The sequence below is a fragment of the Streptomyces sp. NPDC002476 genome (assembly GCF_042889785.1).
Classification (GTDB): Bacteria; Actinomycetota; Actinomycetes; order Streptomycetales; family Streptomycetaceae; genus Streptomyces.
Window position 1 is genome coordinate 60,641 of the sequence record NZ_JBIARH010000018.1, and the last position, 23,818, is coordinate 84,458.

A 23,818-nucleotide genomic window follows, 5' to 3' on the forward strand; every position below is an offset into this window, starting at 1 on the left:
CGGACCTCGGGCGACGTCAGCCGGTGAGCAGGGCGAGGGCCCGCGCGAGCAGCCGGCCGACCGCGGGGTCGGCCGGCGCCGCGTGCGCATCACCGGATCCCACGATCATCAGCAGGAGCGCGACGAACGCGACCGCGGGCAGCGCGACGGCCCACCACGGCAGCCGCATGTCGACTCCGCCCGTGGGCGCGGCCGTGGGCCGAGTGGGTGCGGGAGCCGACATGTCCGCCTCCGTGGATCGCTGGTTCCGACACCCACGAACCTACGGATGCCGGGGCGCCGGCCCCATCCGGCGATCCACCCACTTCCCCCTGGGCCCAGCCCCCTGGGGGATGGTGGGGCAGACCCCACCATCCCCTGAGGGCTGTCCCGTAATCCCTGGCGGGCGCGCGACGACGGCTGCGGCACCTCGCCGCGTTGTCGGAACATCCGCATACATTCGGTATGCGGACGCCCCTCCGCCTTGCGATGCACCACATCCGACGCCGCACGCTGATCCGCCACGGATTACGGGACAGCCCTTAGGTTCGGCCGGGGAATCGGGCTGCTCGGGGCAGGCGCCGGTGCGGACCCGGGTCGAGCGGTACGAGGCCGACCGGTACGGGTGGGCGGCCCGGACCGGTCAGGGGGAAGCGATCGAGGCGACCACCCCGACGATTACCGTGACGAGAAGCATCGCCCCGAGCACGAGGAGGAGCTTCTTCTGACCGTTCTGAGGATTGGGATCGAGCACAGGAGACATGGGGTCAGTCTCGCATCTCAGCACTCGTCCTCTATCGTCCGGTCCCGCCCGGCCAGGAACCCGGCCGCCATCTGCGGCACCATCAAGCCGGCCATCAGCGCGAGCGGCAGCCCCCAGCCGCCGCTGTGCTGGTACAGGACGCCGATGAGCAACGGGCCGGGGATCGAGATGAGATAGCCGACGGACTGCGCGAACGCGGAGAGACGGACCACCCCGGCCCCGCTGCGCGACCGCATCCCGATCATGGTCAGGGCGAGCGGGAAGGCGCAGTTCGAGATGCCGAGGAGCAGCGCCCAGGCCCAGGCCCCGCCGGCCGGTGCGAAGTGGAGGCCCGCGTATCCGACGAGGCCGCAGCTGCCGAGGAAGAGGACGATGGGGCCCTGGTTCCTCATCCGGGAGGCGACCCTGGGGATGACGAAGGCCAGCGGCACGCCGAGCGCCATGGTGAGGGCGAGCAGCACTCCGGCGGTGCCGGCCGAGACCCCAGCGTCGCGGAAGATCTGCGGCATCCATCCCATGGTGATGTACGCGGCCGTGGCCTGGAGGCCGAAGAAGCAGGCGAGGGCCCAGGCGGTGCGGCTGCGGGTGATCCTGAGTTCCGGGGTGTCCCGGTGCTGGACCGCGGACCGCCCCGCGGCGCCGCCGCGGTCCCGCAGCAGCGGGATCCAGGGCAGGACCGCGACGGCGGCCAGAACGGCCCAGACTCCGAGGCCCGTCCGCCAGTTTCCGCCCAGCGCGCTGGTCATGGGCACGGTCACCGCGGCGGCCAGCGAGGTGCCGAGGGACAGCGCCATGGAGTAGAGCCCGGTCATGGAGCCGACGCGGTCCGGGAACCAGCGCTTGACGATCACCGGCATCAGGACGTTGCTGACGGCGATGCCCATGAGGGCGAGCGCGCTGGCGGCGAGGAAGCCCGCCGTGCCGCCGACCAGGGGCCGGATCACCAGACCGGCGGTGATGGCGACCATGCCGGCGCAGACGACGGCGGCAGGCCCGAAGCGACGGGCCAGGCGCGGGGCCGTGATGCCGAAGACCGCGAAGCAGAGCGGCGGCACCGAGGTGAGGAGACCGGCGACGCTGCCGCTCATGTGCAGTCCGTCCCGGACCTCTTCGAGGAGGGCGCCGAGGCTGGTGATGGCGGGGCGGAGGTTGAGCGCGGTGAGGACGAGCCCGACAGCGACCAGTGGGAGCAGCCGGTTGGCGGCCGGTGCGGTCCGCAGGGGGCGGGGGGCCGGGCATCCGGTCGGGTCGTCCGGGGCGTCGGCGGGGCTCAGGGTCCGGGTTCGGTTCTGCGGCTGGGGCTCGTCGGGCATGAGCCCATCATAGAATCATGGGATGATTACTTGTCCAATGCTCTGAGAGCACCGGGGAACGGCCGGGAGCATCCGGGATGCCCCGCGCGCAACGCGTGTCCCGTACGCCCCACGGACCCGGCCCCCCGGGAACGCCCCCCGATCGACCGAGCGACCCGAGCAAGGAGCATCATGGCGCTGACGTCCCCCCGGCGTTCGGCACTCGCCGACCAGGTGATTGCCCAGTTGAGGAATCAGATCACCTCGGGCGAGTGGCCTGTGGGTTCGCGCATTCCCACCGAGCCCGAACTGGTGGAGCAGCTGGGCGTGGCGCGCAACACGGTCCGCGAGGCCGTGCGCGCGCTCGCGCACAACGGCCTGCTCGACATCCGGCAGGGCTCGGGCACCTATGTGGTCGCCACCAGTGAACTGGCCGGGGTGATGCACCGCCGTTTCGCCAACGCCGATCCGCAGCACATCGCCGAACTGCGCTCCACCCTGGAGTCGTCCGCGGCCCGGCTGGCCGCCGCCCGGCGCACCGAGCGGGACCTGAAACAGTTGGACACGCTCATGGAGCGCCGCGAGGAGAGGTGGGCCGACGGCGACGCCGAGGCGTTCGTCGAGGCGGACGCGACGCTGCATCTGGCCGTCGTCGCGGCCTCGCACAACGACGTGCTGACCGGCCTGTACGCCGATCTGGGCTGCCTGCTGCGGGACCGCCTCAGGAGCAATGTGGGCCGGGAGCTGCGGCCGGAGAACCACATGGACCACAGCCGTCTGGTCGAGGCGATCCGGGCGGGGGACGCCGAGACGGCGGCGACCGAGGCCGCGAGCCACGCGCTGAGCTGTCTGGTGGACCGGCCCTGACGGAACCGGGCGGGCCGCGACCGGGGCGCCCGTCCGGGCCTTCTCGACTTGAGCGGACCGGGACCGGCCCGGCACGCGCGACGGCCGCGTACCGCCTGTTCGCAGGTGGTACGCGGCCGTCGCGTTTCAGGGCCCGTACGGGGTCAGGCACCCATCATGTGCACGCCGCCGTCGACGTGGATGATCTCGCCCGTCGTCTTCGGGAAGAAGTCCGAGAGCAGGGCGACGATGCCGCGGCCGGCCGGCTCCGGGTCCGCCATGTCCCAGGCCAGCGGGGAGCGGGTGTCCCACACCTTGGCGAGGTCGGAGAAGCCCGGGATGGACTTCGCGGCCATGGAACCGAGCGGTCCGGCCGAGACCAGGTTGCAGCGGATGTTGTCCTTGCCCAGGTCCCGGGCGAGGTAGCGGGAGGTGGCCTCCAGCGCGGCCTTGGCCGGGCCCATCCAGTCGTACTGCGGCCAGGCGAACTGCGCGTCGAAGGTGAGGCCGACGATCGAGCCGCCCTCGTTCATCAGCGGCTTGCAGGCCATGGCGAGCGACTTCAGCGAGAACGCCGAGACGTGCATCGCGGTGGCGACGGACTCGAACGGGGTGTTCAGGAAGTTGCCGCCGAGCGCGTCCTGCGGCGCGAAGCCGATGGAGTGGACGACGCCGTCGAGCGAACCGAGCTCGTCACGGACCAGGTCCGCGAGCCGGTCCAGGTGCTCGGTGTTGGTCACGTCCAGCTCGATGACCTTGGCCGGCTTCGGCAGCTTCTTGGCGATGCGCTCGGTCAGCGTGGGCCGGGGGAAGGCGGTCAGGATGACTTCGGCGCCCTGTTCCTGGGCCACCTTGGCGACGTGGAACGCGATGGACGACTCCATCAGCACGCCGGTGACGAGGATGCGCTTGCCGTCGAGAATTCCGCTCATGGTGATCAGTGACCCATGCCCAATCCGCCGTCAACGGGGATGACGGCTCCAGTGATGTACGAAGCGTCGTCGGAGGCGAGGAAGCGCACCGCGGCGGCGATCTCCTCGGGCTGCGCGTAGCGGCCGAGCGGCACCTGGGACATGATGCCCTTGCGCTGCTCCTCGCTGAGCACCTGGGTCATGTCGGTGTCGACGAAGCCGGGTGCGACGACGTTGAAGGTGATGTTCCGCGAGCCGAGTTCACGGGCCAGCGACCGGGCGAAGCCGACCAGACCCGCCTTGGAGGCGGCGTAGTTCGCCTGCCCCGCCGAGCCGAGCAGCCCGACGACGGAGGAGATGAGGACGACGCGGCCCTTCTTGGCCCGCAGCATGCCGCGGTTGGCGCGCTTGACGACCCGGAACGTGCCGGTGAGGTTGGTGTCGAGCACGGACGTGAAGTCGTCCTCGGTCATCCGCATCAGCAACTGGTCCTTGGTGATGCCGGCGTTGGCGACCAGTACCTCGACGGGGCCGTGCTTGTCCTCGATCTCCTTGTAGGCCTGCTCCACCTGTTCGGCGTCCGTGATGTCGCAACGGACCGCGAGGCAGCCCGCCTCGGTGAGTTCCTGGGGGGGCTCGCCGGAGCGGAAGGTGATCGCGACCTTGTCGCCGTTGGCGGCGAAAGCGCGGGCGATGGCGAGGCCGATGCCCCGGTTTCCTCCGGTGACGAGAACCGAGCGGCTCAACGGATCACCCTTTCGATAGCGGTCTGGTACCTCGGAAACCTATCGGTACCACCCGCCCCGCGAGGAATCGGCCCCTGACAGCGCCTTCCCCCGGGCACTGTGGGGTTCCTACAGTCGTCTCGGGCCCGGCGGGCTTCGTTCCGTCGCTCCCGGGGCACCCGCGGGCAGGCCCTCTCCCCCGGCGGTCACCGGTGCCCGTTTCTCGTACGTGGCCAGGGAGTCCGGGACCGCGTACGGTGCCCCGACACCACGCGCGCCCCGTGGCCGCCCGGCGGCGGCCCGCCGCATGATTCACTGCCAGGACCCGTCAGAGGACGGACCCCATCCGAGGAGGGGAGCCCTTCGTGGCCCACGAAGTAGATCAGTCGTTCCTGGCCCTGCCCCTGCGCTCGCTGGCCGACGCGGCGCTCGCCCGGGCGCGGGCGCTCGGGGCCGCGCACGCGGACTTCCGTTTCGAACGGGTGCGCAGCGCGTCCTGGCGGCTGCGGGACGCCCGGCCCGCCGGGAGCTCCGACACCACCGACCTCGGGTACGCGGTACGGGTGGTGCACGGCGGGGCGTGGGGGTTCGCCTCGGGCGTGGATCTCACGATGGACGCCGCGGCGAAGGTGGCCTCGCAGGCCGTCGCCATGGCGAAACTGTCGGCGAAGGTGATCGCCGCGGCCGGGTCCGACGAGAGGGTGGAGCTGGCCGACGAGCCGGTGCACGGCGAGCGGACCTGGGTCTCGTCGTACGAGATCGACCCGTTCTCCGTGCCGGGCGAGGAGACGGCGGGGCTGCTCGCCGAGTGGAGCGCGCGGCTGCTGCGGGCGGAGGGCGTCACGCACGTGGACGCCTCGCTGACGACCGTCCACGAGAACAAGTTCTACGCGGACACGGCGGGCACCGTCACCACGCAGCAGCGGGTGCGGCTGCACCCCGAGTTGACCGCGGTCGCCGTGGACGGAACCACCGGTGAGTTCGACTCGATGCGGACGCTCGCCCCGCCGGTGGGCCGCGGCTGGGAGTACCTGACCGGGACCGGCTGGGACTGGGACGACGAGCTGGAGCGGATCCCCGGGCTGCTGGCGGAGAAGATGCGGGCGCCGAGCGTCGAGGCGGGGACGTACGACCTGGTCGTCGACCCGTCGAACCTGTGGCTGACCATCCACGAGTCGATCGGCCACGCCACCGAACTGGACCGGGCCCTGGGGTACGAGGCGGCGTACGCGGGCACCTCGTTCGCCACCTTCGACCGGCTGGGGAGTCTGGCGTACGGCTCCCCCGTGATGAACGTGACCGGTGACCGGACCGCCGAGCACGGGCTGGCGACCATCGGGTACGACGACGAGGGCGTCGAGGCGCAGTCCTGGGACCTGATCAAGGACGGCACGCTGGTCGGGTACCAGCTGGACCGGCGGATGGCGAAGCTGACGGGGCTGGGCCGCTCCAACGGCTGCGCGTACGCGGACTCGCCCGGCCACGTCCCCGTGCAGCGCATGGCGAACGTGTCGTTGCGGCCGGATCCGGGCGGGCCGTCCACGGAGGACCTGATCGGCGGGGTGGAGCGCGGGATCTACGTGGTCGGCGACCGGTCGTGGTCGATCGACATGCAGCGCTACAACTTCCAGTTCACGGGGCAGCGGTTCTTCCGCATCGAGAACGGCCGGCTGGCCGGCCAGCTGCGCGATGTCGCGTACCAGGCGACGACGACGGACTTCTGGGGCTCGATGGAGAAGGCCGGCGGCCCGCAGACGTACGTCCTGGGCGGCGCGTTCAACTGCGGCAAGGCCCAGCCGGGCCAGGTCGCGGCCGTCTCGCACGGGTGCCCCTCCGCCCTCTTCCGGGGCGTGAACATCCTCAACACGACGCAGGAGGCCGGGCGATGAGCGGTCACCACGGAACCGGCCGGGGGTCCGGGGGGCGTCCCCCGGGCGGGCACAGTCTCAACACGACGCAGGAGGCCGGGCGATGAGCCGCGTGACCAAGCCGCACGAGATCGTCGAGCGGGCACTCGACCTGTCCACGGCCGACGGGTGTGTCGTCATCGCGGACGAGGAGTCGTCCGCGAATCTGCGCTGGGCCGGGAACGCGCTGACGACGAACGGGGTGACGCGGGGGCGGACCCTCACCGTCGTCGCGACCGTCGACGGCGCGCAGGGCACCGCGTCCGGTGTGGTGTCGCGGTCCGCCGTCACCGCCGACGACCTGGAGCCGCTGGTACGGGCGGCCGAGGCCGCCGCGCGCGGGGCCGGTCCGGCGGAGGACGCGCAGCCGCTGGTCGACGGCGTGCCGCCGTCCCCCGGTTTCACGGACGCGCCGGCCGAGACGGGTCCGGACGTCTTCGCGGCGTTCGCCCCGGCACTCGGCGACGCGTTCGCCCGTGCCCGGTCGGGCGGCCGCGAGCTGTACGGCTTCGCCCACCACCAGATGACCTCCACCTACCTCGGCACGTCGACGGGGCTGCGCCTGCGCCACGACCAGCCGAACGGGACGCTGGAGCTGAACGCCAAGTCCCCCGACCGCACCCGGTCGGCCTGGGCGGGCCGCTCGACCCGCGACTTCCGGGACGTCGACCCCCTCGAACTCGACACGGAACTGGCCGGGCGGCTGCGCTGGGCCGCACGCCGCGTCGACCTGCCCGCCGGACGGTACGAGACGCTGCTGCCGCCGTCCGCCGTGGCCGACCTGCTGGTCTACCAGCTGTGGTCGTCGTCGGCGCGGGACGCCGCAGAGGGCCGCACGGTGTTCTCCCTGCCCGGCGGCGGGACACGGCTCGGCGAGAAGCTGACCGAGCTGCCGCTGGCGCTGCGCAGCGACCCGCACGCGCCGGGCCTGGAGTCGGCGCCGTTCGTGATCGCCCACGCGTCCGGGGACAGCGCCTCCGTCTTCGACAACGGTCTGCCGCTGGCGTCGACGGACTGGATCCGGGACGGCCGGCTGGAACATCTGACGACCACCCGGCACACGGCGGAGCTGACCGGGCTGCCGGTCGCGCCGGCGATCGACAACCTGCTGCTCGACGGCGGCGGGGAGCGGTCCCTGGAGGAGATGGTGGCCGCGACCACCGGCCGCGCCCTGCTGCTGACCTGCCTGTGGTACATCCGGGAGGTGGATCCGGCGACGCTGCTGCTGACCGGGCTGACCCGCGACGGGGTGTATCTCGTCGAGGACGGGGAGGTCGTCGGCGAGGTGAACAACTTCCGGTTCAACGAGTCGCCGGTGGACCTGCTGTCGCGGGCCGCGGAGGCGGGCCGTACGGAGAAGACGCTGCCGCGCGAGTGGAGCGACTGGTTCACCCGGGCCGCCATGCCCGCGCTGCGGATCCCGGACTTCAACATGAGCTCCGTGAGCCCGGGCGTGTGAGACGCCCGGGCGGGCCGTGCGTGCCAGGCGTCTCGCAGCGAACGGCGATGTGAAGACAGGACCTAGACTGGCTGGTGCCGTCCGGCGCCCCCGGGGCGACCGAACACACATCCGATGCACATGCGAGGAGAGAAAGTACCGTGACGGACATCGTCGACGAGCTGAAGTGGCGTGGGCTGTTCGCCCAGTCCACCGATGAGGACGCACTGCGCAAGGCTCTCGCGGACGGCCCCGTCACGTTCTATTGCGGCTACGACCCCACCGCGGCGAGTCTGCACGTCGGCCACCTGGTGCAGGTGCTCACCATGCGCCGGCTCCAGCAGGCGGGGCTCCGGCCGCTCGCCCTGGTGGGCGGGGCCACCGGTCAGATCGGTGACCCCAGGCCGACCGCCGAGCGCACGCTGAACGACCCGGAGACGGTCGCCGAGTGGGTGTCGCGGCTGCGGAGGCAGATCGAGCCGTTCCTGTCCTTCGAGGGCGAGAACGCGGCGGTCATGGTGAACAACCTGGACTGGACTGCGGGCATGTCCGCGATCGAGTTCCTGCGCGACATCGGCAAGCACTTCCGCGTCAACAAGATGCTGACCAAGGACGCCATCGCCCGGCGCCTGGAGTCCGACGAGGGCATCAGCTACACCGAGTTCAGCTACCAGCTGCTCCAGAGCATGGACTTCCTGGAGCTGTACCGGCGCTACGGCTGCACCCTCCAGCAGGGCGGCAGCGACCAGTGGGGCAACCTCACAGCGGGTCTCGACCTGATCCACCGGCTGGAGCCCGGCGCCGAGGTGCACGCGCTGGCGACCCCGCTGATGACGAAGGCGGACGGGACCAAGTTCGGCAAGACGGAGGGCGGGGCCGTCTGGCTCGACCCGACGCTGACGACGCCGTACGCGTTCTACCAGTTCTGGCTGAACGTGGACGACCGCGACGTCTCCCGTTACATGCGCGTCCTCAGCTTCCGCACCCCTGCGGAGCTGGAGGAACTGGAGAAGGTCACCGAGGAGCGTCCGCAGGCCCGGACGGCGCAGCGCGCGCTGGCCGAGGAGCTGACGACGCTGGTGCACGGCGGCGACCAGTGCGCCGCGGTCGTCGCCGCGTCGAAGGCCCTCTTCGGCCAGGGCGAACTGGGCGAGCTGGACGAGGCGACGCTGGCCGCCGCCCTGTCCGAGGTCCCGCACGCGCGGGTCACCGAGCTCGGCCCGCTGGTGGACCTCCTGGTGGAGGTCGGCCTGGCGCCGAGCAAGTCCGGCGCCCGCCGCACGGTGAAGGAGGGCGGAGCCTACGTGAACAACGTCAAGGTCACGGACGGCGAGAGCGCACCGGACCGTGAGCTGCTGCTGCACGGGCGGTGGCTGGTGCTGCGCCGGGGCAAGAAGAACCTCGCCGCCGTCGAGGTCACCGGCTGATCCCGCGCCGTCCGGGGGTCGGTGGACATCCGGGCCCGCCCGGACGACCGGCCCCCGACGGCCATGGGCCTCGGACCACCGGGGTTCCTGAATGCCGTCCCGCGGCCGGGTACGTGTCGACGCGTGCCCGGCCGCGGTGCGTCGTGGTCCGGGATCAGACCGTGTGATCGCGGCTCGCGCGGTCACGGTTCGCGGCTGTGGGCCCGGAGCCGCGGATCCTGGCCCACAGACCACTGCCGATGGCGACGACGACCACCGCGCCGATCAGCTGGAACAGATGGCGGATCCAGTCGATGCCCTTGGTGTCATGGACTCCGATCCCGGCGGCGACGGCATTGCCCAGGATGCTGCCGATGAGACCCAGGAGCGCCGTCAGCCAGAGAGGGATGTTCTGTTTGCCGGGCAGGATCGCCTTCGCGATCAGGCCGAGCACGAGTCCCACGATGATTGCCCACAGCCAGCCCATGTCGCCTCCTCGTGCGACGCGATGTCGCATCTGCGGCCCAGTCTCGGGGCGGCTGTCCGGCGTCGCATGCCGGACGCGTCCGTATGCGCGATCGCGCGGACGGGACACGCCCCGGCCTCGAAGCCTCCGGACGCCGGGCGTACCGTGGATGCGGTCCGGACCGGAACATGTCCGGCTCGGGAACGAGGTGTCCCCCGGGTCGCCGGGCACTGGGGGAAGGGTGGTGGAGACGTGATGCGGAAGCAGAACTCCGTCGAGGTCTTCCGGATCACGGGAGCCAGGCAGGGGCTCGCGGACGATGTGCGCGGCAGGCAGCGGCGCTATGTGATCTCGATGTCCGTGCGGACGGTCTCGGTGATCCTGGCCGCGGCGCTGTGGAACGTCGAGCGGTACGTGGCGATCGTGGCCCTGGTCCTCGGAGCTCTGCTCCCGTACGTGGCGGTGGTCATCGCCAACGCGGGCCGGGAAACCACTCCCGCGCTCCCCCCGACGTTCATCCCCGCTCCGGTACGCCCGGCGCTCGACGCCCCTTCCGTGTCCGGTACGACACCGTCGGGCCCCGTCGACGACGAAAAGCGTGGCGGAGACCCCGTGTGAACCACGAGAAACGGTAGTAACGCCCCGGAGACCGGTTTCGGTCCCCGGGAAGTCCGCGTCGAACCCGGGATTCGCGAAAACGTCAGATCAATCCTGGAGTTACGGTGCACCGCACCCCGGTCTGCGTGACATACTTCGTACGCGCTCCGCATCCCCCGTCGGAGCGACGGACCGACGCCGGGCAGCTCCCCCCGTGGCTGCTCGGCGTCGTTTTTGTTCGTCGTGGCGGGATGCGCGACAGGCGGGATGCGCGGGGACGCCGACGGGCGGGTGCCGGTCGGACGCCGGGCCCCGGACCATCTGTCCCGGTCACAGCACTAGTGCCGTGCCCGGCAATGTTTGCCCGGAAGGAGCGGCGCCTGGTGCGTGCGATCGCAAGGCGGCCGGAAGCCCTCGGATGGGGCCTCCCCTGCTCGAACGAAGTCGAGAGCTTGGGGAAGGGCTACGTGAGCTTTTGGTCAACGCCGCGAGCAATGGGGTCTCCCCTGCTCGAACGAAGCCGAGAGCTCGGGGAAGTGCCAGGTGGCGCGACGGGGCAAACGTTGCCTGATGCGGCACTAGGGTTGATCACGTGAACTCCCCCGATACCGCGGCCGAGAACGCCGCACCCATCTGTTCCGCCAAGGGCTGTCGGGCCGCCGCCGTGTGGGTGCTGGCCTGGAACAACCCGAAGCTGCACAGCCCGGAACGCCGCAAGACGTGGCTGGCCTGCGAGGAGCACCGCGAGCACCTCTCCTCGTTCCTGGGCGTCCGCGGATTCCTCAAGGATGTCGTGACGCTGGCCGATTGGGAGGCCGGGGCCGCCGGTCGCTGAGGGCCGCAGTCAGCCGCCGATCGCCGACATCGGCCGGTCCGGTTGAAGGAAGGACGGGTCGTCCAGCCCGGAGCCGGCCTTCTTCCCCCTCATCGCCCGCGTCCAGATCCGGGCGATCTCCTCGTCCGGCGCGTCCGAGCGCAGCGCGTCGCGCAGATCGGTCTCCTCGCGGGCGAAGAGGCAGGTGCGCACCTGCCCGTCGGCGGTGAGCCTGGTCCGGTCGCAGGCCCGGCAGAAGGGCCGGGTGACGGAGGCGATGACACCGACGCGGTGGGGTCCGCCGTCGACGAGCCAGCGTTCGGCGGGTGCGGATCCGCGCGCGCTCCCGTCCTCCTCGGTGAGGGTGAAGCGGGTGCGCAGCGACCGGAGTATGTCACCGGCCGTGATCATGCCTTCGCGCTTCCAGCCGTGCTGGGCGTCGAGCGGCATCTGCTCGATGAAACGGAGCTCGTATCCGTGCTCGACGGCCCAGGCGAGCAGCTCGGGTGCCTCGTCGTCGTTGAGTCCCGGCATCAGGACGGTGTTGACCTTGACCGGCGTGAGTCCGGCGTCACGGGCGGCTTCGAGGCCGGCCAGTACGTCGTGGTGGCGGTCGCGGCGGGTGAGTGCCTTGAAGACGTCGGGGCGCAGGGTGTCCAGCGAGACGTTGACCCGGTCCAGACCGGCCTCCTTGAGTGCGCCCGCGGTGCGTCCCAGCCCGATGCCGTTGGTGGTGAGCGAGAGCCCGGGGCGTGGGGTGAGGGCCGCGCAGCGTTCGACGACGGAGACGAGCCCGGGGCGCAGCAGCGGCTCGCCGCCGGTGAAGCGGACTTCCGTGACGCCGAGGCGGGTGACGGCGATGCCGACGAGCCGGACGATCTCGTCGTCGCTGAGCAGGTCGGGCTTGGCCAGCCATTGCAGGCCCTCTTCGGGCATGCAGTAGGTGCAGCGCAGATTGCACCGGTCGGTCAGCGACACGCGCAGGTCGGTGGCGACCCGGCCGTATGTGTCGATGAGCATGTGGGCGCCCCCCGTCGTTCTCCGGTTTCCGTTTCCGGCTGTCGCGGCTCGCGGTACCGGCCGGGCGTCCCGGGCACCGCTCCGGCCGGGCGCCGGGCGGAGCCCGTGGGCGGGATGTCCGGCCCGGCCCTTGCGGCCGGTTCTTCCGAGACTACGCGAGACCCGTGACATCGGAGGGGGCGTGCATGGCACTCGTACGACTCCGGCAGCGTCGTGGCCGTATCGCGGATCCTGCGACGCGGCCACGACGGTGCGACGGCGACGGGGTTGGTGTCCCGCCCGGCTCAGTGGGCTCCGACGCCGGTGAGGGACTTCACCTCCAGTTCGGCGTACTTGCCCTTGTCGGGTTCCTCCTTGGAGAGGAGGGAGCCGATCCAGCCGAGCAGGAAGCCCAGCGGGATGGAGATCAGCCCCGGGTTCTCCAGCGGGAACCAGGCGAAGTCGGCCCCCTTGAACATGGACGTCTTCTCGTTGCCGGAGACGACCGGTGAGAACAGCACCAGGATCACCGAGGTGGCCAGGCCGCCGTAGATCGACCAGAGCGCGCCCCGGGTGGTGAACCGCTTCCAGAAGAGGCTGTAGAGGATGGTCGGCAGGTTCGCCGAGGCGGCGACGGCGAAGGCGAGCGCGACCAGCCCGGCGACGTTCAGGTCGCGGGCGAAGACGCCCAGGACGATCGCGACCGCGCCGATGAGGACGGTGGCCCAGCGGGCGGCCCGCATCTCCTCCTTCTCGGTGGCCTTCCCCTTGCGGATGACGTTGGCGTAGATGTCGTGCGCGAAGGAGGACGAGGAGGCGAGGGTGAGGCCCGCGACCACGGCGAGGATGGTGGCGAAGGCGACGGCCGAGATCACCGCCAGCAGCACGGCGCCGCCGGTGGAGCCCACGCCTCCGAGGTATTCGGCGAGTTGTGGGGCGGCGGCGTTGCCGGCCGGGTTCTTCGCCTTGATCTCGGCCGGGCCGATCAGCGCCGCGGCACCGAAGCCGAGCGCGATCGTCATCAGGTAGAAGGCGCCGATGATGCCGATGGCCCAGTTGACCGACTTACGGGCGGCCTTGGCGGTCGGCACCGTGTAGAAGCGGATCAGGATGTGCGGCAGACCGGCGGTGCCGAGGACCAGCGCGATGCCGAGGGAGAGGAAGTCGAGCTTCGAGGTGCCGGTGGCGCCGTACTTGAGGCCGGGTTCCAGGAACGCGGCTCCGTGGCCGCTCTTCGCCGCGGCCGTGCCCAGCAGGTCGGAGACGTTGAAGTCGAACTTCAGCAGCACCAGGAACGTCATCAGCAGGGCACCGGCGATGAGCAGCACGGCCTTGACCATCTGGACCCAGGTGGTGCCCTTCATGCCGCCGATGGTGACGTACACGATCATCAGCACGCCGACCAGCGCGACGATGAGGATCTTGCCCGCGTCGCTGGTGATGCCGAGCAGCAGGGCGACCAGGACGCCCGCGCCCGCCATCTGAGCCAGCAGGTAGAAGATCGACACGATGATGGTGGAGACGCCGGCCGCGGTGCGGACCGGGCGCTGCCGCATCCGGTAGGCGAGGACGTCGCCCATCGTGTAGCGGCCGGAGTTGCGCAGCGGCTCGGCGACCAGCAGCAGCGCCACCAGCCAGGCGACGAGGAAGCCGATGGAGTAGAGGAAGCCGTCGTAGCCGAAGAGGGCGATGGCTCCGGCGATGCCGAGGAACGAGGCCGCCGACATGTAGTCGCCGGAGACCGCGAGCCCGTTCTGGAAGGCGGTGAACTGCCTGCCTCCCGCGTAGAAGTCGGAGGCGCTCCTGGTCTGCCGTCCGGCCCAGACGGTGATGCCGAGGGTCGCGGCGACGAACACCGCGAACAGCGTGATGATCAGTGGCCGGTGCTCGGCGGTCGAGGAGGCGGCGGCCAGGTCGAGGACGGCGGGCGAGGGGTGTGCGGCGCTCATGCGTCGGCCTCCAGACGGGACTTGATGGCCTCGGCCTTCGGGTCGAGCTTCGCGGCGGCGTGGCGCGAGTAGAGCCAGGCGATGAGGAAGGTGCTGACGAACTGGGCGAGGCCGAACACGAAGGCCACGTTGATGTTGCCGTACACCTTGGTGCCCATGAACTCGCCCGCGTAGTTGGACAGCAGGACGTACAGGAGGTACCAGAGGACGAAGGCGACGGTCAGCGGGAAGGCGAACGAGCGGTGGGTGCGGCGCAGTTCACCGAATTCCGCGCTCTCCTGGGTCGCGATGAACGCCTCGGTCGTCGGTTCGGCGGGGCGGGTGTCCGTAACGCTCTCGGGCGGTGGTGCTGCATCGGTAGTCACGGAATCTCCTCGCGACGCGGGTGCGGTGAACGGGAACGGTGGGTTTTCGCCGGGGAACCGCGGCCGGCCGGGGACGCGTGGTGCGCTCTCCCGGGGTGACGGCGGGTGCCCCTGCCTACGACACGGACGGCGTGTGACGGTGGTTCACCGCCGGTTCGCACTCCCCGGACGCGTCCGTGCGCGGCCGTCCGGTCAAATCGGTCGGCCCTACTCATTGATGAACGGGGATGATCAGCGATAACTTCACTGGTCATGTACGCGACCGGGTACGGCCGGTGTCCGGTCGCCCGGCACTGATGATGTGGAGACCCCATGGCCCAGCTGGGTTCCAGACGGACGCGCACCCTGACGATCTCCGTCGGACTGGCACTCACGGCTTCGCTCGGCTTCCTGCCGACGGGTGCCGCCTCCGCCGCTCCGGCGGACGCGCAGCCCTCGGCGGCGGTGTCGACGGACGGCCCGAAGCTCTCGTACGTGGTCAACACTCGGGCCAATCACGGCACCGTCAAGCAGGTGAAGAAGGCGATAGCCGCGGCCGGTGGCACGGTGGTGACCGCCTACGAGCAGATAGGCGTGATCGTCGTCCACTCGCAGAACCCGGACTTCGCCAAGACGATCCGCCGTGCCAAGGGCGTCGACTCGGCGGGAGCCACCCGTACCAACCCCATCGTTCCGCAGGCCACCACGGACACCGGGGCCGAGCAGCCGCTCACCGCCGCGCAGGCCGAGGCCGCGGCGGCGGAGGCGACCGCCGGGCAGGACCCGATGGAGCCGCTGCAGTGGGACCTGCCCGCCATCAAGGCGGACCAGGCGCACCGCATATCGCTGGGCAGCAGCAAGGTCACGGTCGGTGTCATCGACACGGGCGTCGACGACACCCACCCCGACCTGGCGCCGAACTTCGACCGCGGGGCCTCGGCCAGCTGCGTGTCCGGGGCGCCGGACACGTCGGACGGCGCCTGGCGTCCGAAGACCGGGGAGAGCGACCACGGCACGCACGTGGCGGGCACCGTAGCCGCCGCGAAGAACGGCGTCGGGGTCACGGGCGTCGCGCCGGGCGTGAAGGTCGCCGGCATCAAGGTGGCGAACCCGGACGGCTTCTTCTACACCGAGTCGATCGTCTGCGGCTTCGTCTGGGCCGCCGAGAACGGGATCGACGTCACCAACAACAGCTATTACACCGACCCGTGGATGTTCAACTGCAAGGACGACCTCGACCAGGGCGCGCTGGTCGAGGCCGTCGCCCGCGCCGCCCGTTACGCGGAGCGCAGGGGCACGGTCAACGTGGCCTCGGCCGGCAACAGCGCCTTCGACCTGGCCGCCGACACGATCGAGGACACGACCAGCCCGAACGACACCACGGCGGTCGACCGGACGATCGACCCGCGCCAGTGCCTCGACATCCCGGCGATGCTCCCCGGTGTCGTGACGGTCTCGGCGACCGGCGCCAAGGGCCTGAAGTCCTCGTACTCGAACTACGGCAAGGGCATGATCGACGTCGCCGCCCCGGGCGGTGACTCGACGATCTACCAGAAGCCCGAGGCACCCGCCACGAGCGGTCTGATCCTGTCCACGCTGCCGGGCGGCAGGTACGGCTACAAGGCCGGTACGTCGATGGCGTCCCCGCACGTCGCGGGCGTCGCGGCGCTGATCAAGTCCAAGCACCCGTACGCCTCGGCGGCGGCGGTGAAGGCGCTCCTGGCGGTCGAGGCCGACGCCACCGCGTGCGGCGCGCCGTACGACATCGACGGCGACGGCGAGATCGACGCCGTGTGCGAGGGCGGCAAGAAGGGCAACGGCTTCTACGGGGCCGGAATCGTCAACGCGCTGAACGCGGTCCGCTGGTAGCGGCAGCGAGGATCCCGGGGCGGCGGCCGGCACCGGCCGCCGCCCTCCCTTCCCGGCCGGTGGCACTCGGTGCCATAGTGCCCAGATGAATCACGCACACGTGTCCGGGACGCGGCAGGCATGGGCGGCGCTGGGCGGGGACCCCGCGCTCCTCCCGCACATCGTGCCGGGCGGCCCGGCGGGGCTGCTGCCCGCCCGGCTGCCGGTCATGGAGCTGGCCCGTTCCTCGGTCGCGGTCTGTTCGCTGGCCGCCGCCGAACTGGCCGCGCTCCGCACCGCGCGCCCCGTGCCCCGGGTCCGGGTCGACGACGGCGCGGTCGCCACGGCGTTCACCAGCGAACGCCATCTGCGGATCGACGGGCGCGCGCCGACCTCCTTCGCCCCGTTGTCCCGGTTCTGGCGCACGGCGGACGGCTGGGTCCGTACGCACGCCAACTACCCGCACCACCGGGCCCGGTTGCTCGGCACGCTGGGCCTGCCCGAGGACACCCCGGATCCGGCCGCCGCGGACGCCGTCGCGGCCTCGTTCGCCGGACGCCGGGGCGCCGAGATCGAGGAGACCGTGTGCGCGGCGGGCGGCCTGGCCGTCGCCGCCCGTACGCCCGGCGAGTGGGCCGCCGGTCCCCGGGGCGCCGCGGTCCGGGACTCGCCGCTGGTGGACCGGGCCCGCCTCGACGACGCGCCGGTACGCCGCACCGCGCCGCTCACCGGCGAGAGCCCCCTGCTGCCCCTGGCCGGGCTGCGCGTGCTGGACCTGACCAGGGTGATCGCGGGCCCCGTCGCCACCCGTACGCTCGCGCTGCTCGGCGCGGACGTGCTGCGGATCGACGCCCCGAAGCTGCCGGAGAGCCCGGACGCGCACGGCGACACCGGTTTCGGGAAGCGGTCCGTGGACCTGGACCTCGCCGACCGCCGCGGCTGGGCCGTCTTCGACGAGCTGCTGGCCGGCGCGGACGTGGTGGTCATCGGCTACCGGCCCGGTTCGGTCGAGCGGTTCGGGCTGACTCCCGAGTCGCTGGCCGCCCGCAGGCCGGGGGTGGTGATCGGCAGGCTCTCGGCGTGGGGGCACGGCCCGTGGGCGGGGCGGCGCGGCTTCGACAGCCTGGTGCAGGTGGCGACCGGCATCGCCTCGGCCGAGGCCCCGGGCGGGGCGGAACACCCACCGGGCGCGCTGCCCGCCCAGGCACTGGACCACGGCACGGGCTACCTGCTGGCCGCCGCCCTGCTGCGCGCGTTGACCGAACAGCACGAGGAGGGCGGCTCCCGGCTGGTCACCCTCTCGCTCGCCCGTACCGCCGCGTGGCTGCTCGACGAACTGCCCGCGGACACCCGGCCCGGGACCCGCGACGGAGCGGCGGATCCGTACGATCCGGAGAAGTGGCTGACGGAGACGGACGGTCCGCTCGGCCGCCTGCGTCACGCCCTGCCGCCGGTCGGCTTCGACGGTTCGCCCGCCGACTGGTCGCGCCCGCCCGGCCCGCTGGGCTCGGACGCGCCGGCCTGGCTGGTGCCGTGACCGGGAAGATTCACCGGCTCGCGGCGCCCGGCGAACCCTCCCGTTCACAGCACTGGACGCGGGCTGAACGGGCCGTACGCGTCCGCCGGGTCGTTCACCCACCGCCCGGCGGCCCCGGTGGCGGGGTCACGGTCGCGGGGCCCCCGGCACCAGGGGGACGGCCGAGGCGCGTGCCCACGGCCGCGTCCCGGGCGAGAGCGCCCCGACCGCGAGCAGGAACTGCGCGGCGATGTACGTGAGCATGATCCAGAAGCCGTGGGCCGGCAGGCGCGGCGCGTCGGCGACCCCGACGGCGATGAGCGCGTCGGAGAGCAGGAAGAGCGCCCCGCCGACGGCCGCGTAACGGCCGAGGACACCGGCGCGGTAGGCCATGGCCGTGAGCAGCAGGCTGTAGCCGGCCATCGGGATCCGCAGGTCGGCGGGGAGCCCCGGCCAGAGCAGCACGAGGGCGACGGTCAGCACGACGGCGTACGCGACCGCCGCGGACAGCGAACTCCGCGCGCGTCCGAACAGCCACAGGTAGCAGACGTGTCCGACGGCGAAGGAGCCCATCCCGAGGAGGAAGGCGGTGTCGGAGTCGGCCATCAGCAGCACGTCGCCGCCCCAGCCGAACAGCAGCGCCGCGACGAGCAGCCGGGGGCCGCGCCGGACCGCGGCGTACCCGGCCAGCAGCGGCATCAGCAGCGGCTTGGCGACGAGACCGGCGACCGGGATGTCGGCGAGCACGGCGACGAGGTCGACGGCCGCGACCACCAGGAAGGCGGTGAGCAGCGCCCGGGCGAGACGTTCCCGGCGGTCCGTTCCGATGTCGGCGCTCATCGGGCACGCTCCTCGGTGCGAAGGGTGGTGGAGGTCGTCGGCGCCTGCGCGCCACGGGGCTCGGTGGCCGCCGAAGCCGCCTCGGCGGTGCGGGCCCGGGGGCCCTGGGAGGCCGTCGCGGTCGCCGCCGGCTGCCAGCCCGGCCCGCGGAAGATCCGCCCGGCGCGCTCGCCCCAGCTGTGCGCCGCCCGCACGTCGCGGGCGATGGCGGCGTACTCGTGGGTGGCGACCCGCAGCGGGTTGTAGGTGTCGATGTTCTTGGTGAGGCCGAACACGGGCCGCTGCGTCTCGGGGGTGAAGGTTCCGAAGAGCCGGTCCCAGAGGATGAGGATGCCGCCGAAGTTGCGGTCCAGGTAGTCGCCCTGCGAGGCGTGGTGCACCCGGTGGTGCGAGGGCGTGTTCAGTACGTACTCGAACGGCCCGGGAAGCCTGCCGACGCGTTCCGTGTGCACCCAGAACTGGTAGACGAGGTTCACCGACGAGCAGAAGGCGAGCGCGGCCGGGTGGACCCCGCAGGCCACCAGCGGCACATAGAACGGCCAGACGCTCCACGACGTCCAGGGCTGGCGCAGCGCGGTGGTGAGGTTGAACTTCCGGCTGGAGTGGTGGACGACGTGGCAGGCCCACAGGATCCGGATGACGTGGTGGCACCGGTGGGACCAGTAGTAGAGGAAGTCCTGGGCGAGCAGCATCAGCAGGACGGTCCACCACAGCACGGGGACCCGCAGCGGCGTCAGCTCGTAGACCGCGGTGTAGATCGCGACGATGGGCACTTTCCACAGCAGGTCGAAGGCCAGGCTGCCCACCCCCATGGTGACGCTGGTGGCCGCGTCCTTCGCCTCGTACCCCGCGGCGTCCTCGTCGGGATGGAAGCGGTGGAGGGCCAGCTCCAGCACGGTGAGCAGGATGAAGGCCGGTATGGACCAGAGCACGACATCAGGCAGGTTCGACGGCATGCAAGCACCGTAGAGCCGCACGTCACCGAGGACCAGACGTTGTTACCAACAAGTATGCAAGACACGATGTCAACAGTCTTTGGTGGCTTCCACCAAAGACTCCGGTCACTCCCGTCGGCGCGGGCGTCGTACGATCCCTGTGAACGGAACCACCTCGGGGGGAACTGCCGTGCAGGGTTTGGACGTTGCGGTGCTCCGGCTGGCCACGACGGTGGCCGGCGCGGTCGCCAGGTCGTTGGTGCGGCCGAGGACCGGCGCGGGGCTGGTCCCGGATCCGGTGCGCCCGCTCCCCCGCCCGGCGAAGCCGGACCGCCTGGCGAAGGTGCTCGGAAAGCGTCTGACGGAGTCGTACGCGGATCTCCCCGAGCACGAGCGGCTGGCCGCCGTGGACGCGGTACGGGACGCGTTCGCGGCGGCGGACGGGCTGACGGCGGACCGGCTGTTCGCACTGGACCTGGACCCGGCACGGCTGCGCGCCGGACTGCCGGTGCCCGCCGCGGGTCTCGGGGAGCGCGCAACCGACCTGTACGAGGAACTGCTGGGCCGGTGCTGCGAGCACGTCGTGGAGCAGCTGACCGCCGAGCCGTCGTTCGCGGCGCGGGCGGCGGTGGAGCAGGTCCGTTCGGCCGCGCGGACGAGGGAGCTGATGGAGGACGTCCGTTCCCGGACGGGTCCGCGCCCGGAGGCGGCGGCCCTGGACTTCGAGCAGCGGTACGCGGACTTCGTGGCCGCCACGCACAGCCGGATGGGACTGTTCGGGCTCACGCTGGGGCGCTCGGCGGGCGAATGGCCGCTGGAGACGGCCTACATCAGCCTGACGGTGAGTTCCCACGACGACTCCTCCGGCCCGGAGTGGTGGGAGCTGCCCGCCCCGGACCGGGTGACGGTCAGCGTCGAACAGGCGCTCGCGGACACCAACCGGCTGCTGCTGCGCGGCCCGGCGGGGTCCGGGAAGAGCACGCTGGTGCAGTGGCTGGCGGTGAACGCCGCGCGCCGCACCTTCGCCGACGGGCTCGCGGACTGGAACCGCTGTGTTCCCTTCGTCCTGCGGCTGCGTGCCTTCACCTCGTACGAGTCCCTGCCCGTGCCCGACGACTTCCTGCGCGCGACCGGCGTCCCGCTGCATGGCGCGGCGCCGGCGGGCTGGGCGGACCGGCTGCTGGCCGAGGGCCGGGCGCTGGTCCTGGTGGACGGGGTGGACGAGGTCCCGATGCGGCTGCGCACCCGGACCGAGCGCTGGCTCAAGGACCTGATCGCGGCCTACCCGCAGGCCCGCTACGTGGTGACCACCCGGCCCTCCGCCGTCCCGGACGGCTGGCTGGACCGACAGGGCTTCGTCGCGCACTCCCTGCAGCCGATGGAACGGGAGGACATCCGCGCCTTCATCGGGCACTGGCACGACGCGGCACGGACGGAGTGCCCGTCCGGGGACGAGCGGACGAGGCTCGACACGTACGAGAAGGCGCTGCACCGGGCGGTCGGGGCACGCCGGGACCTGGGCCGGCTGGCGACGAACCCGCTGATGTGCGCGCTGCTGTGTGCCCTCAACCGGGACCGGCGGATGCAGCTTCCGCGCGCCCGCAAGGAGTTGTACGACGCCGCACTGGACATGCTGCTGGTCCGCCGGGACACCGAGCGCGAGATCGTCGGCGTGGAGGGCGTCGACCTGACCCGCGAGGAGCAGACGGCGCTGTTGCAGCGGCTGGCGTACTGGCTGATCCGCAACGGCCAGGTGGAGGCGGACCGCGCGCAGGCGGTGGCGCTGATCGGGGACTGGCTGCGGGCCATGCCGCAGGTGCGGGGCACGGCGGAGCAGGTGTTCTCGCACCTGCTGATCCGCAGCGGTCTGCTGCGCGAACCGGCCCCGGGCGCCGTGGACTTCGTACACCGGACATTCCTGGACTACCTGGGCGCGAAGGCCGCGGTGGAGGCGCGGGACTTCGGGGTGCTGGTGCGCAACGCGCACGACGACGGCTGGGACGACGTGGTGCAGATGGCCGTGGGGCACGCCCGGGTGGACGAACGGACCGACCTCCTGCGCGGGTTGCTTCGCCGTGCGGACCAGGACCCCGGCCTCGGCCACCGGCTGGTGCTGCTCGCGGCGGCGAGTCTGGAGCACGCCCCGGAGCTGGACCCGGACGTCCGGGAGGAGGTGGAGCGCCGGACCGGGAGCCTGCTGCCGCCGACCACGTCCGAGGACACCGATGCGCTCGCGAAGGTCGGCGAACTGGTGCTGGGACTGCTGCCGGGCCCGGACGAGGTGAACGAGCGCGAGGCGGCCGAGATCGTGCGGACGGCGGCGGAGATCAAGGGTGACGCGGCCTACGAGGTCATCGGCCGCTTCCGGTCGGACGACCGGCTCTTGGTGACTGACGCCCTCTCCGATGCGTGGAGTTCCTTCGACGCGGAGACCTACGCCCGCGAGATCCTGGCCGACCGGTCCTGGGACTCCGGATCGCATGTCTACGTACGGACCGAGGCCCAGTTGGCCGCACTGCGTCACATCCCCACCGCGCGAGGCGTGCATGTCCAGGGAGATCACGAATACTTCCCGGACGTCACCTCCCGGACGGATGTGGAACGGCTGTTCGTCTTCCGTAACCAGGCCCTCGACGAGCTGAGCCACATCGCGGCCATGCCCCGGCTGCGCGAGGTGGGCCTCAGCATGTGCCCACGGGTCAGGGACCTCGGTCCGCTGGCCCGCCCCGGTCTGGAATGGCTTTCTCTGGTCGAACTGCATCCGGACCTGGACCCCGGCCCCCTGCGCGACATGCCCGATCTGCGCAGACTCACCCTGGGGCACGCCTCCCTCATCGAGTGCATCGGCGAACTTCCCGTCGGCCAACGGATCACCAATCTGACGCTTCGCACCCAGAACCGGCCCATGCGCCTGGAGGGACTGGCGTGCTGGACGGCCCTGCGCACACTGTCCCTCTGGGACAACACGCATCTGCTGCAGCTCACCGGTGCGTCACCACTCGCCGGCCTGGAATCGCTCATGCTGAACCGGCTGTCGCCGCTCGACCTCCGACTGCTGTCACCGCTCACCGGACTGCGCATGCTGAGCCTGTCCGGGTGTGAGGTACCCGATGGGCTGGGCCCCCTGCGCGAGCTGACCCGCCTCACCTCCCTCGATCTGACGGCGCTGCCCCACCCCGTCGACCTGTCCCCGCTGAGCGATCGGCACGAGCTGACCATCACCCTCTCGCACGAGACCCGGGCCACCGGCACCGAACTCTTCCCGCCGGAGCGCATCGTCCGGCGTTCCTGAGCCCGGAACGCACGCATCGGGCAGCTCTCAGGCGTGCTGGAGGAATCAGGCGTACCGGAGGAACAACGGGCGCAGCCCGGCCATGAGCGCGTTGCCCGGTACGCCGGGCGCCCATGGCGCCCCTACACCCCCACCGCCCCCAGCAGCTCTCCCGCCGCGTAGGTGACCGCCATCGCCAGCGCTCCCCCGCCCATGTTCCTCAGCACCGCGGGCCACGGCGCCGCGTCGCCCAGGCGGGCGCTCCACCAGCCCGTCAGCGCCAGGGCCGCCAGCACCGAGAGCACGGTCACGAGCAGGCGCAGCGACGCGGGCGGCAGCACGATCGCCAGCAGCGGCAGCAGCGCGCCCGCCGTGAACGCCAGGAAGCTCGCGCCCGCCGCGTGCCACGGGTTCGTCAGCTCGTCCGGGTTGATGCCGAGTTCCACCTCCGCGTGGGCGCGCAGCGCGTCGCGGGCGGTGAGCTGGAGGGCGGCCTCGCGGGCGACCTCGTGGCTCAGCCCCTTGCCCTCCAACAGGCCGGTGAGTTCGGCCAGTTCCGCCTCGGGCGTCTGTGCGAGCTCATACTTCTCGATGGCCAGCGCGGCCCGTTCCGAGTCGCGCTGGGTGGAGACCGACACGTACTCGCCCGCCGCCATCGACATGGAACCGGCCAGTAGCCCGGCCAGGCCCGCCGTGAGCAGAGTGCCCCGGTCGCCGGTGGCGCCGGCCACGCCGACGACGAGTCCCGCGGTGGAGACGATGCCGTCGTTGGCGCCGAGGACCGCGGCGCGCAGCCAGTTCAGCCGGGCGCCGAGCCCGTTGCCGTGCGGTTCGTCATGCGTCCGGATATCCGTCATCGGGGGATGGTCTCACCCCGCCCGGCCGCCGGTCGCGCACCGACCCGGCCCGCCGTCGCGGAAGCCCGGCGGACCCGGGCGCCCCCGGCCGGCGGGGCCATCGCGTACCCACAGG

Annotated in this window: 21 protein-coding genes; 9 read left to right on the top strand and 12 right to left on the bottom strand. The window is 71.8% G+C overall.

The features are described from left to right. Positions 1–16: 16 nt before the first annotated feature. The 3 genes from ACFYXM_RS21210 to ACFYXM_RS21220 form a co-directional block, all read right to left on the bottom strand. Positions 17–223: a hypothetical protein gene (locus ACFYXM_RS21210; protein ID WP_389291348.1), complete on the bottom strand. Its 207-nt coding sequence runs from the start codon at positions 221–223 to the stop codon at positions 17–19. Positions 224–622: 399 nt separating this feature from the next. Next, the gene (locus tag ACFYXM_RS21215; protein ID WP_389291473.1) at positions 623–733 is read right to left on the bottom strand and encodes an SGM_5486 family transporter-associated protein; all 111 of its coding nucleotides are present in this window, start codon (positions 731–733) and stop codon (positions 623–625) included. A 26-nt stretch (positions 734–759) separates the two neighbouring features. After that, a complete protein-coding gene (locus ACFYXM_RS21220; protein ID WP_389291350.1) occupies positions 760–2,055 on the bottom strand; it encodes a CynX/NimT family MFS transporter in 1,296 nt (431 codons plus the stop codon). Positions 2,056–2,226: 171 nt separating this feature from the next. Here ACFYXM_RS21220 and ACFYXM_RS21225 point away from each other — a divergent pair, with 171 nt between their 5' ends. Then, complete coding sequence (locus tag ACFYXM_RS21225; RefSeq protein ID WP_389291352.1) at positions 2,227–2,901, top strand: FadR/GntR family transcriptional regulator; 675 nt, start codon at positions 2,227–2,229, stop codon at positions 2,899–2,901. 143 nt (positions 2,902–3,044) lie between these two features. Here the strand turns inward: ACFYXM_RS21225 and fabI are convergent, their stop codons facing one another. After that, positions 3,045–3,812: an enoyl-ACP reductase FabI gene (gene fabI, locus ACFYXM_RS21230; RefSeq protein WP_389291354.1), complete on the bottom strand. Its 768-nt coding sequence runs from the start codon at positions 3,810–3,812 to the stop codon at positions 3,045–3,047. Between the two features lie 5 nt (positions 3,813–3,817). Beyond that, the gene (fabG, locus tag ACFYXM_RS21235) at positions 3,818–4,537 is read right to left on the bottom strand and encodes a 3-oxoacyl-[acyl-carrier-protein] reductase (protein WP_389291356.1); all 720 of its coding nucleotides are present in this window, start codon (positions 4,535–4,537) and stop codon (positions 3,818–3,820) included. A 344-nt stretch (positions 4,538–4,881) separates the two neighbouring features. Between fabG and ACFYXM_RS21240 the strand changes: the two genes are divergently transcribed. The 3 genes from ACFYXM_RS21240 (at position 4,882) to tyrS (ending at position 9,288) form a co-directional block, all read left to right on the top strand. Further along, complete coding sequence (locus ACFYXM_RS21240; RefSeq protein ID WP_389291358.1) at positions 4,882–6,405, top strand: TldD/PmbA family protein; 1,524 nt, start codon at positions 4,882–4,884, stop codon at positions 6,403–6,405. Between the two features lie 82 nt (positions 6,406–6,487). Continuing rightward, complete coding sequence (locus tag ACFYXM_RS21245) at positions 6,488–7,882, top strand: metallopeptidase TldD-related protein (RefSeq protein WP_389291359.1); 1,395 nt, start codon at positions 6,488–6,490, stop codon at positions 7,880–7,882. 140 nt (positions 7,883–8,022) lie between these two features. Beyond that, positions 8,023–9,288 carry a tyrosine--tRNA ligase gene (gene tyrS, locus ACFYXM_RS21250; protein ID WP_389291361.1) on the top strand — a complete coding sequence of 422 codons (1,266 nt, stop codon included), beginning with the start codon at positions 8,023–8,025 and terminating at the stop codon, positions 9,286–9,288. Between the two features lie 154 nt (positions 9,289–9,442). Here tyrS and ACFYXM_RS21255 read toward each other — a convergent pair whose 3' ends face one another. Further along, a complete protein-coding gene (locus ACFYXM_RS21255; protein ID WP_389291362.1) occupies positions 9,443–9,754 on the bottom strand; it encodes a GlsB/YeaQ/YmgE family stress response membrane protein in 312 nt (103 codons plus the stop codon). Between the two features lie 234 nt (positions 9,755–9,988). On the opposite strand from ACFYXM_RS21255, the gene ACFYXM_RS21260 reads away from it, so the two are divergent. Together ACFYXM_RS21260 and ACFYXM_RS21265 are read left to right on the top strand one after the other, a co-directional pair. Next, entirely contained in the window at positions 9,989–10,351 is a 363-nt protein-coding gene (locus tag ACFYXM_RS21260) for a DUF3099 domain-containing protein (RefSeq protein WP_389291364.1), read from the top strand. 571 nt (positions 10,352–10,922) lie between these two features. Further along, positions 10,923–11,165 carry a hypothetical protein gene (locus ACFYXM_RS21265; protein WP_389291366.1) on the top strand — a complete coding sequence of 81 codons (243 nt, stop codon included), beginning with the start codon at positions 10,923–10,925 and terminating at the stop codon, positions 11,163–11,165. Between the two features lie 9 nt (positions 11,166–11,174). Here ACFYXM_RS21265 and moaA read toward each other — a convergent pair whose 3' ends face one another. The 3 genes from moaA to ACFYXM_RS21280 all read right to left on the bottom strand — a co-directional run bounded on the left by moaA (position 11,175) and on the right by ACFYXM_RS21280 (position 14,457). Then, complete coding sequence (gene moaA, locus ACFYXM_RS21270; RefSeq protein ID WP_389291368.1) at positions 11,175–12,164, bottom strand: GTP 3',8-cyclase MoaA; 990 nt, start codon at positions 12,162–12,164, stop codon at positions 11,175–11,177. Between the two features lie 284 nt (positions 12,165–12,448). After that, the gene (locus tag ACFYXM_RS21275; RefSeq protein WP_389291370.1) at positions 12,449–14,092 is read right to left on the bottom strand and encodes a cation acetate symporter; all 1,644 of its coding nucleotides are present in this window, start codon (positions 14,090–14,092) and stop codon (positions 12,449–12,451) included. Next, a complete protein-coding gene (locus tag ACFYXM_RS21280; protein WP_389291371.1) occupies positions 14,089–14,457 on the bottom strand; it encodes a DUF485 domain-containing protein in 369 nt (122 codons plus the stop codon). Before ACFYXM_RS21280 ends, ACFYXM_RS21275 begins: the two co-directional genes overlap by 4 nt. A gap of 312 nt (positions 14,458–14,769) precedes the next feature. On the opposite strand from ACFYXM_RS21280, the gene ACFYXM_RS21285 reads away from it, so the two are divergent. Further along, the gene (locus ACFYXM_RS21285) at positions 14,770–16,305 is read left to right on the top strand and encodes a S8 family serine peptidase (protein ID WP_389291373.1); all 1,536 of its coding nucleotides are present in this window, start codon (positions 14,770–14,772) and stop codon (positions 16,303–16,305) included. 85 nt (positions 16,306–16,390) lie between these two features. Beyond that, a complete protein-coding gene (locus ACFYXM_RS21290; RefSeq protein ID WP_389291375.1) occupies positions 16,391–17,821 on the top strand; it encodes a CoA transferase in 1,431 nt (476 codons plus the stop codon). A gap of 126 nt (positions 17,822–17,947) precedes the next feature. Here ACFYXM_RS21290 and ACFYXM_RS21295 read toward each other — a convergent pair whose 3' ends face one another. Next, entirely contained in the window at positions 17,948–18,640 is a 693-nt protein-coding gene (locus ACFYXM_RS21295; protein WP_389291377.1) for a lysoplasmalogenase, read from the bottom strand. Then, positions 18,637–19,596 carry a sterol desaturase family protein gene (locus ACFYXM_RS21300; RefSeq protein ID WP_389291379.1) on the bottom strand — a complete coding sequence of 320 codons (960 nt, stop codon included), beginning with the start codon at positions 19,594–19,596 and terminating at the stop codon, positions 18,637–18,639. The genes ACFYXM_RS21295 and ACFYXM_RS21300 overlap by 4 nt, the downstream gene beginning before the upstream one ends. A 169-nt stretch (positions 19,597–19,765) precedes the next feature. On the opposite strand from ACFYXM_RS21300, the gene ACFYXM_RS21305 reads away from it, so the two are divergent. After that, positions 19,766–22,867, top strand: a complete 3,102-nt coding sequence (locus tag ACFYXM_RS21305) for an NACHT domain-containing protein (RefSeq protein WP_389291381.1) — start codon at positions 19,766–19,768, stop codon at positions 22,865–22,867. 122 nt (positions 22,868–22,989) lie between these two features. Here ACFYXM_RS21305 and ACFYXM_RS21310 read toward each other — a convergent pair whose 3' ends face one another. Further along, positions 22,990–23,703 carry a VIT family protein gene (locus ACFYXM_RS21310; RefSeq protein ID WP_389291382.1) on the bottom strand — a complete coding sequence of 238 codons (714 nt, stop codon included), beginning with the start codon at positions 23,701–23,703 and terminating at the stop codon, positions 22,990–22,992. Between the last annotated feature and the right edge of the window lie 115 nt (positions 23,704–23,818).

What these genes read in the sequence shown, in the direction of transcription:
- ACFYXM_RS21295 (WP_389291377.1), bottom strand. Translation starts at nt 18,640, where the DNA reads ATGAGCGCCGACATCGGAACGGACCGCCGGGAACGTCTCGCCCGGGCG.
- ACFYXM_RS21285 (WP_389291373.1), top strand. Translation starts at nt 14,770, where the DNA reads ATGGCCCAGCTGGGTTCCAGACGGACGCGCACCCTGACGATCTCCGTC.
- moaA (WP_389291368.1), bottom strand. Translation starts at nt 12,164, where the DNA reads ATGCTCATCGACACATACGGCCGGGTCGCCACCGACCTGCGCGTGTCG.
- ACFYXM_RS21290 (WP_389291375.1), top strand. Translation starts at nt 16,391, where the DNA reads ATGAATCACGCACACGTGTCCGGGACGCGGCAGGCATGGGCGGCGCTG.
- ACFYXM_RS21245 (WP_389291359.1), top strand. Translation starts at nt 6,488, where the DNA reads ATGAGCCGCGTGACCAAGCCGCACGAGATCGTCGAGCGGGCACTCGAC.
- ACFYXM_RS21275 (WP_389291370.1), bottom strand. Translation starts at nt 14,092, where the DNA reads ATGAGCGCCGCACACCCCTCGCCCGCCGTCCTCGACCTGGCCGCCGCC.
- fabI (WP_389291354.1), bottom strand. Translation starts at nt 3,812, where the DNA reads ATGAGCGGAATTCTCGACGGCAAGCGCATCCTCGTCACCGGCGTGCTG.
- ACFYXM_RS21210 (WP_389291348.1), bottom strand. Translation starts at nt 223, where the DNA reads ATGTCGGCTCCCGCACCCACTCGGCCCACGGCCGCGCCCACGGGCGGA.
- ACFYXM_RS21310 (WP_389291382.1), bottom strand. Translation starts at nt 23,703, where the DNA reads ATGACGGATATCCGGACGCATGACGAACCGCACGGCAACGGGCTCGGC.
- ACFYXM_RS21255 (WP_389291362.1), bottom strand. Translation starts at nt 9,754, where the DNA reads ATGGGCTGGCTGTGGGCAATCATCGTGGGACTCGTGCTCGGCCTGATC.
- ACFYXM_RS21225 (WP_389291352.1), top strand. Translation starts at nt 2,227, where the DNA reads ATGGCGCTGACGTCCCCCCGGCGTTCGGCACTCGCCGACCAGGTGATT.
- ACFYXM_RS21220 (WP_389291350.1), bottom strand. Translation starts at nt 2,055, where the DNA reads ATGCCCGACGAGCCCCAGCCGCAGAACCGAACCCGGACCCTGAGCCCC.
- ACFYXM_RS21300 (WP_389291379.1), bottom strand. Translation starts at nt 19,596, where the DNA reads ATGCCGTCGAACCTGCCTGATGTCGTGCTCTGGTCCATACCGGCCTTC.
- ACFYXM_RS21260 (WP_389291364.1), top strand. Translation starts at nt 9,989, where the DNA reads ATGCGGAAGCAGAACTCCGTCGAGGTCTTCCGGATCACGGGAGCCAGG.